The 701-nt window shown below is 36.8% G+C and carries 1 pseudogene; it reads right to left on the reverse strand.

The features are described from left to right. A pseudogene (locus tag AMS66_RS00740) lies at positions 1-701 on the reverse strand (ATP-binding cassette domain-containing protein); the annotation flags it as partial.

A 701-nucleotide genomic window follows, 5' to 3' on the forward strand; every position in this document is an offset into this window, starting at 1 on the left:
TTTTTCTCCACCAGATAAAGATTCTATCTTTTGATCAAGGACTTCTCCTTCAAAGCCATAGTTTGAAAAATACGATCTGATCTCATCATAAGTTTTAAACCCGGCATCGATGAACTCATTTAGTATCGTATTGGAATCCTCTAGCGTTTCGCCTTGAAGCTGAGACAAATAAGCCACTTTAACATCAGCATTGATTTCAATGGAATCATGATTATTTTTAAAGATTTCCCGAAGCAAAGTCGTTTAACCGGTACCGTTTGGGCCGATAATAGCTACTTTATCTGTAGATTTGATCTCAAAGTTAACATTTTCTAAAATCAGCTCATCAAAGGAAACACTATAATCATGGACATTTACCACAACGGTGTCTTCCATTTCATGATCGATACCAAACGTAATATCCGGCTGCTTAATATCAACAAATGGCGCTTTGATTCTACGTGCTTCCAATCTTTCTTGAAACCTAACTCTGGCTTTTAACGCTCTGCCTCTGGATGCTTCTGAATTATAAGTTGCGATCTCTCTCAGATTATCGATGATGTTATCGTATCTCTCGATTTCTTCACCTTCGGCGACTGCGATTTCTTGTAACTCAATTTTAGTCTGAAGCAATGAGAAGTTATAATCAATATATCGCCCATCAAACTCTTGGATCTCCGTGTTTTCAAGGTGTATAATTTTGTTGAAACAATGATTCAATA

It is taken from the genome of Paenibacillus xylanivorans, assembly GCF_001280595.1.
In the GTDB taxonomy this organism is placed as follows: Bacteria; Bacillota; Bacilli; order Paenibacillales; family Paenibacillaceae; genus Paenibacillus; species Paenibacillus xylanivorans.